Source organism: Mycobacterium sp. (assembly GCF_050701675.1).
Lineage (GTDB): Bacteria > Actinomycetota > Actinomycetes > Mycobacteriales > Mycobacteriaceae > Mycobacterium.
On the sequence record NZ_JBOGDD010000321.1, the window covers coordinates 1 to 5,048 of the forward strand.

At 65.7% G+C, this 5,048-nt stretch carries 3 protein-coding genes and 1 pseudogene; 2 read left to right on the top strand and 2 right to left on the bottom strand.

Annotated elements, in window-relative coordinates; translation table 11 throughout:
* Together glgX and sucT are read right to left on the bottom strand one after the other, a co-directional pair.
* On the bottom strand, positions 1-1,351 hold a 1,351-nt coding region (gene glgX / locus ACRDUX_RS09575; protein WP_526413276.1), incomplete at its 3' end, for a glycogen debranching protein GlgX.
* Positions 1,352-1,354: 3 nt separating this feature from the next.
* Entirely contained in the window at positions 1,355-3,532 is a 2,178-nt protein-coding gene (gene sucT / locus ACRDUX_RS09580) for an acetyltransferase SucT (RefSeq protein ID WP_526413278.1), read from the bottom strand.
* Positions 3,533-3,619: 87 nt separating this feature from the next.
* Between sucT and bioA the strand changes: the two genes are divergently transcribed.
* Entirely contained in the window at positions 3,620-4,903 is a 1,284-nt protein-coding gene (gene bioA / locus ACRDUX_RS09585; RefSeq protein WP_526413279.1) for an adenosylmethionine--8-amino-7-oxononanoate transaminase, read from the top strand.
* Positions 4,904-4,931: 28 nt separating this feature from the next.
* A pseudogene (locus tag ACRDUX_RS09590) lies at positions 4,932-5,048 on the top strand (8-amino-7-oxononanoate synthase); the annotation flags it as partial.

Consider the following 5,048-nt stretch of genomic DNA (forward strand, 5'->3'; position numbering starts at 1 on the left):
TGCTGGCACTTGGCCTTCGGCCGGTGGCCTCGTAGAGATCGGACGAGCCCGTCAGCCGGGAGGCGAACTCGTTGAGTGTTGCGGGCTCGCCCCGCCAGTAGTCGCGCACAGTATCGCGGTATTGCCCGTTCCACTCGGTCCACAAACCAGGAAAGTTCCCGACCTGGTAACCGCCCTCGCCGATGTCCCACGGTTCGGCGATCAGCTTCACCTGGCTGATCACCGGATCCTGCTGGACCAGGTCGAAGAACGCCGAGAGTCGGTCCACCTCGTAGAACTCGCGAGCCAGCGTGGACGCCAGGTCGAAGCGGAAACCGTCGACGTGCATGTCGAGCACCCAGTACCGCAGCGAATCCATGATGAGCTGAAGCGAATGGGGGTGGCGCACGTTGAGACTGTTACCCGTACCGGTGAAGTCCTTGTAGAGCTTCAGATCACCGTCGAGTAGCCGGTAGTAGCCGGCGTTGTCGATGCCGCGGAAGTTGATCGTCGGACCGAGGTGGTTTCCTTCGGCGGTGTGGTTGTAGACGACGTCGAGGATGACCTCGATCCCTGCGGCGTGGAAGGACCTGACCATGTTCTTGAACTCGGCGACGGCACCGCCCGCGGCCTGGTTGGCCGCGTACTGGTAGTGCGGGGCGAAGAAGCCGAAGGTGTTGTAGCCCCAGTAATTCCGCAGACCCAGATCGAGCAGGCGGTGATCGTGCATGAACTGATGCACCGGCATCAGTTCGATGGCCGTCACGTTGAGTGACTTCAAGTGCTCGATGATCACCGGGTGGCACAGCCCGGCGTAGGTGCCCCGCTGGTCCTCGGGGATGCCCGGATGCGTTTGGGTCATGCCCTTGACGTGCGCCTCGTAGATCACGGTCTCGTGGTACGGGGTGTTGGGCGCCCGGTCCGAACCCCAGTTGAAGAACGGGTTGATGACGACGCTGGTCATGGTGTGGCCGAGCGAGTCCACCATGGGTGGGGTGCCGCCAGAGGCGAGGTCGTCCGCCTTCAAGTCGTAGGAGAAGAGGGCCTGGGTGAAGTCGAAGTCGCCATGAAACGACTTGCCGTACGGGTCGAGAAGCAACTTCGAGGGATCGCAGCGATGGCCCGCGTCCGGATCCCACGGCCCGTGGACGCGGAATCCGTAGCGCTGCCCCGGTGTGACGGTCGGCAGGTAGGCATGCCAGACGTAGCTGTCGACCTCGTCGAGGTTGACGCGCTCTTCGGTGCCGTCCTTGCCGATCAGGCAGAGTTCGACCTTCTCGGCGACCTCTGAGAACAACGAAAAGTTGGTGCCTGCACCGTCATGGGTGGCGCCCAGCGGGTATGAGCTACCTGGCCAGATGGCGGAGACCACGGCTCACCACCAGCCGGTGGCGGCGGCGATCTGGCGTCCGAGCTCGTTGGTCATGGTGCGCATATAGGTAGCCGAGATGTGATGAGAATCGTGGTATATCAACACATTTCCCTCCACGGCGCGACAGTAGTCCTGGCGGCACACCGCATTACTCATGTCGAGCGGTTTCAACAGTGGGAACTGCGCGAGGTAGTCCAGGGTCGGATTGTGGTCGGACAGTACCTCGGAACGCTTGATGCCGCAGGAGATGGCCTCGCCGCCGTCGGCGAGGCAGTCGGCGGGGAAGAACGGCTCACCGTCCTTCACCAGCCACGGGGTGTCGCGCATGGCCAGGACCGGAATTCCGGCGTCCCCCAAAGCCTGCCAGATGCCGAGATAGAAGCTCGGCATCACGTCGCCGTCCTTGATGTTCCACGGTCTCGTCGAGGTGGTGAAGACATACGCGGGGCGGTCGGCGATCAGCCGTGGCATCACCTTCTCATTCCATTCGCGACAGTTGGGGTACGGCCGGTTGTCGCCCATCACCAGCGGGTTTTGCTCCGTGGTGAGAGGACAGCCCATCTTGAGGTACGTGACCACCTTGAAGCCGTGCATGCGGCCGAGCAGATCGAGTGCGGTGATCCAGTGCTCGGCGTGTGACCCGCCGGCCAGCGCGATTGTGCGGGTGGCGTTTTGGTCGCCATACGTGCAGTTGATGATGTCGGTGTTGGAGAAGTCGCTGATGCAACCCTGGGTCGTGGACTCGGGGATGTCGTCCTTGGCCTCGAGCACCGTGGGGCGCATCGGAAGCTTGGGCACTCTGACGTGGTTGATGAGGGCGCGTGCCCCGGGGTAGTCGCGCGACGAGAGGCCGGCCAGCTCCTTGCCGTTGGCGCGCTGAATGGTCATGTGCTCACGCCAGGTGAACGACGTAGCCGTCAGTGCGACGGCGAGCAGGGTGACGATCGACCCCATCACGATCGTCGGTCGCCGCAGCCGGGTGCGCAACGGGATGACGACGGCCTGCTTCGCCGCCGACGACGCGCGTAGGCGGAGGGGATCCTCGACGTACGTCATCGTCAGCCACGCCAGCACGCCCGAGACGAGGATGACGATGGAACCCTCGAGGAAGTTCGCACGAGAGTGACCCGAATACGCCAGCCAGAAGATCAGCAGAGGCCAGTGCCACAGGTACAGCGAGTACGCCATCGACCCGAGGGTCACGAATGGCGCCGCCGCCAGCAGCCTGCTCACCGCAGGCAGTCGACCGTGGGCGGCCGCCAGGTGTGGATCGGCCATCCGGTTGGCGCCGCTGAGGATGAACAGCACCGTAGCGCCGACGGGTACCAGTGCCCACGGGCCTGGGAACTCCTTGACGCCGTCGATGAAGGCGCCGCACGACAGGATCGCGGCGAGCGCTACGACTGCCACCGTCGACCGCAGCCACATCGGCCACCGCACATGGGGCACCAGGGCGCCCACTAGAGCGCCGAGCAGCAGCTCCCAACCGCGGGCGAAACTGTTGTAGTAGGCCGTGGACTGGTCGGTATCGTGCGCGATGATCGCGTAGACGAAGGACGCGATCGTCAGCACACTGAGAAGCACGATCAGCGCGACCCTGATGTGCGAGCGCAGACGATTGCGTAGCAGGTAGGCGAGCCCGAAGACCAGTGCGAGGAACGCGATGTAGAACTGGCCCTGCACCGACATCGACCAGATGTGCTGAAGCGGGCTGACGGCCTCGCCCGCGCGCAGGTAGTTCGACGCGGTGTCGGCGAGCTCCCAGTTCTGGTAGTAACCGAGACTGGCCAGGCTCTGATCGGCGAAGGTCTCCCACCGCGTCTCGGGTTGGATGAGGATCGTGAGCACGGCCGAGGCGGCGAGCACCACGACCAGGGCGGGCAACAGCCGCCGGATCAATCGCTTCACCTCGGGTACCGGGGACAGCGACGAACCCGAGGTCAGCGCGGTGCGCAGGAGTCGACCCCCGAAGAAGAAACCCGAGAGCGCGAGGAACACGTCGACGCCGCCGGAGACCCTGCCGAACCAGATGTGGAACATGGCGACCAAGGCGATGGCGACACCGCGCAGACCGTCGAGATCATGCCTGTAGAAGCCCGACGTCCGGGTGCCCATCAGGGCGCGCTGAGTGGGTCCGGATCCGGTGTCTGGCACCGCCCGGGCCGGGGAGAGGGTCAACATGGTCGTCGGTCAATCTACCGAATGCCGGGGCTGGTGCGCGTTTTGCGGTGAGGGGTCGTCCGCAGAGAGGATGGCTACGTGCCCGCGATGACCCCTGACCAGATCAGTGCCATCGACTCCGCCCACGTGTGGCATCCGTACAGCAAGATCTCAGCCGACGCGCTTCCAGCCGTGGTGGCGGTTGCGGCGCGCGGTACGTCGCTGACGGTGATCGATGCCGGTCAGCCGATTGAAGTGATCGACGCGATGAGCTCGTGGTGGACCGCCATCCACGGTCACGGCCACCCCGTTCTCGATGCGGCCATCACCCGGCAGCTGGCCACGCTGAACCACGTGATGTTCGGCGGCCTGACCCACGAGCCCGCCGCGCGGCTGGCCCAGTTGTTGGTCGAGATCACCCCGGACGGTCTCGACACGGTGTTCTTCAGTGACTCGGGGTCGGTGGCGGTCGAGGTGGCCGCGAAGATGGCGCTGCAGCACCAGCGGAGTCTGGGCAGGCCGGCGAAGCACCGCCTGATGACCTGGCGAGGCGGCTACCACGGCGACACGTTCACCCCGATGAGCGTTTGCGATCCCGACGGCGGAATGCACTCGATCTGGACGGACGTTCTGACGGCACAGGTCTTCGCGCCGCAGGTGCCAGGAGACTACGACCCCGCCTACAGCGCGGCGTTCGAGGAGCAACTCGCCGAGCACGCGCACGAGCTGGCGGCCGTCATCGTCGAGCCGGTGGTCCAGGGCGCGGGCGGAATGCGGTTCCACGATCCCAGGTACCTGGTGGATCTGAGGGAGGCCTGCTCGCGCCACGACGTGCTACTGATATTCGACGAGATCGCCACCGGATTCGGCAGGACGGGTGAGCTGTTCGCGGCCGACCACGCCGGCGTCTGCCCGGACATCATGTGCGTGGGCAAGGCGTTGACCGGTGGATACCTCACGTTGGCGGCAACGCTGTGTACCGCCGACGTCGCCGAGACCATCAGCTCCGGCGAGCCGGGGGCGCTGATGCACGGGCCGACGTTCATGGCCAACGCGCTGGCCTGCGCGGTGTCGGTGGCCTCGGTCGAGCTGCTGATCGGTCAGGACTGGCGGCAGCGGGTGCGTGACATCGAGGCGGGCCTTGCGGCGGGCCTGGCCCCGGCGGCTGAGCTCCCAGGGGTGGCGGACGTCAGGGTGCTCGGCGCGATCGGGGTGATCGAGATGCGCGAGCCCGTGGACATGGCGGTGGCGACCGACGCCGCGTTGCGCAACGGGGTCTGGTTGCGCCCGTTCCGCAACCTCGTCTACGCGATGCCGCCGTACGTGTGCACTCCCGACGAGGTGGCTCGGATCGGCTCGGCGATGGTCGGCGTGGCGCGTGCGCTAACCTGAACGCTGTTCAAGTTCGGGAGGAGCATCAGTGACGCGCGCAGGTCTTTCGCCGCTGGCCTGGCTCGACGAGGTCGAGCGGCAACGGCGCGCCGCCGGGCTGCGGAGGGTCCTTCGGGTCCGGCGGCCCGTGGGCACTGAACTCGAT